This is a genomic window from Litorimonas sp. (assembly GCA_029936425.1).
Taxonomy (GTDB): Bacteria; Pseudomonadota; Alphaproteobacteria; order Caulobacterales; family Maricaulaceae; genus Litorimonas.
This window is the reverse complement of record JAPYSU010000074.1, coordinates 1-2,051: the sequence shown is the minus strand read 5'-3', so window position 1 is coordinate 2,051 and position 2,051 is coordinate 1. Positions and strand designations below refer to the sequence as shown.

Genomic DNA, 2,051 nt, shown 5'->3' with positions numbered 1-2,051 from the left:
CAGACCTGCGAATAGTTTTAGTTGCAGGTGTGTGCTCTCAACTGCCAGTTATAATCCCAAAACCCCGAGTGACAATATTTGAGGATTGTTGAAATTAATAAGAGATTTATATGAAAAATATTTGAAACCGTCTTGAAAGCTGTAAGGTTTCATCTTCAAAGTCAGGTCGGCTGACTCATCGTTGTTTTTGTGGTGACCTCTTTTGGGGTGAGTTTTTTGCGGTGGGGTTAGACTTCGGTCACCCTGCCAACTCAACTCGGAAGTCTTGCCAAAGTGCAGTGGCGAAGACATCGGCAATTTTCGGCGGGAGCCACTTTGGTCTCACCAGCTACGTTTTTCATCGTGTGCTAGTGAGCGACATTCATAAGCTGCTCTTCGTCACCAACCTCAACTGCAACAATGTCAAGGAATTTTTAGCAGAAAACGACCTCAAAAAAGTTCAGGTGAGACTCCTATCTTAAGGTAAGCAAACAACTATCTAGCTACTTAACCGTTTTATGAATACATAGTCTAAAGAAACCGGTCAAACGGGAAAAGTGCCTAATTGTCAAGTAGTGTCAGACCTTATTCATACAAGGACTTGCCCGTGCCTTGACTGGGTCGTTGACACCTGCGACTGAATCTGGCCGCTACTCTCAAGGCAGGACTTTGATGTTTTAGTTGGCCTTTCCGACGGCCATTTCAGAATTAGGACTCACCTAACCCGACGTTCACTGGGGCGATAGAAAGCAGTTGTTCCAGCTCACCTTCGAAGAGTGGGCCCCGTAGACATTTCAGTTTGTGACTCCCTACCACAAAAGTTGGTTACGTTGTACTGCAGAGCTCTGCGACCTACGGATCCGAAGTCAGCCGCTTTCCGAGAATTCGCAACTTCATGAGCGAGCCACTGTCGCTCTTGAACCTGAGAATATTGCACTTGCGGTGCGCGTCCGGCGTCTTGAAGCATTCGAGCGCCACTCTTGCCTTGCGAGGTAGAACCAAGCTGTCGACGGCCTCGTCCAGAATCTTGAACATGTGAGCGCAGACATCCTCTTTCTTGCTGGCGTCAAGGAAGTAGAGGTGATAGGACCAGGCGACGATAGGCCTCTCTTCCTTCCTTTCCTCTTTCAGTTTGTCCACTTCGAGCGAGAGTTCTGCTACCAGGCGAGTCAGCTGCTCCACTTTCTCTTCCAAAGTAAGTCTGACATTCGAAATGTGGGGTTCAGGCACTCCGAACGAGCAGTCAAGCGACTGCACCTACTGGTTAGTTTCCACCATGATTGGCTGACTCTTTTATTTATTACATATTATAGGTTTTGGGAGCTCATAAGCACATTAGATTTTATCCCTCATCTTCTGCGGCTTCCTCTCTCTTTTCATTTAATTCACAATCAATAGCATAAACCAACTTTACTCACGGAGTTTTGGGGAAATTCGATCCAACTCAATTTAAAGCAACCTCAAACGCCGCCCAGGACCAAGATGCTCCAAAGTCAAGCTTCAGGCACCCCTAAAGATTAATCTACTCAATTAAAATAAACCTCTCAGATTTTTTACAAATTTACCCATAAGAAGCAGAGTAACGAGTAGCCCAATATCAAGCACCTAGGAGTACTGCCCAGAAGAAGGTAACTAATATTCAATATATTTACTCATATAAATTCACCTCATATTTTTACATCACCTCATATTTTTACATGCAGCATATTGATTGGTTTTCCACCTGATGTTTCACTTGGTCTGAAGAGCAATGAGCAAGCCCAAGCGAATTTGACCACATTTTCAAAAAGTGGATGGATCTCATCGGATTGTTCAAAAATGCGATGAGATTCATCGCGTTTTGAAAAAGGCGATGAAACCCTACATTTTTTTCTTCTTCTAACATTTTTTTCTATTTGGCATCGCGTTTTCACCGTGTTTTGAAGTTTTTAAAGTGAGAATCTCATCGACTTTTGGCAAAACGCGATGCGAGCCATCGACTTTTGCAAAACGCGATGCGAGCCATCCCTTTTTTGATAAGGTGATCAAAGTTTCGATGGGCATTTCATCGCCGCATGGAACAAGTCTTATAG

The 2,051-nt window shown here is 44.3% G+C and carries 2 protein-coding genes; both read right to left on the bottom strand.

The features are described 5' to 3' along the window. Window positions 1-831: 831 nt before the first annotated feature. The gene (locus ACN0IC_RS15160) at window positions 832-1,173 is read right to left on the bottom strand and encodes a hypothetical protein (protein ID WP_416879593.1); all 342 of its coding nucleotides are present in this window, start codon (window positions 1,171-1,173) and stop codon (window positions 832-834) included. 684 nt (window positions 1,174-1,857) lie between these two features. Further along, window positions 1,858-2,051 (bottom strand): hypothetical protein (locus ACN0IC_RS15155; RefSeq protein WP_416879592.1); only part of this gene is annotated, 194 nt, incomplete at its 5' end.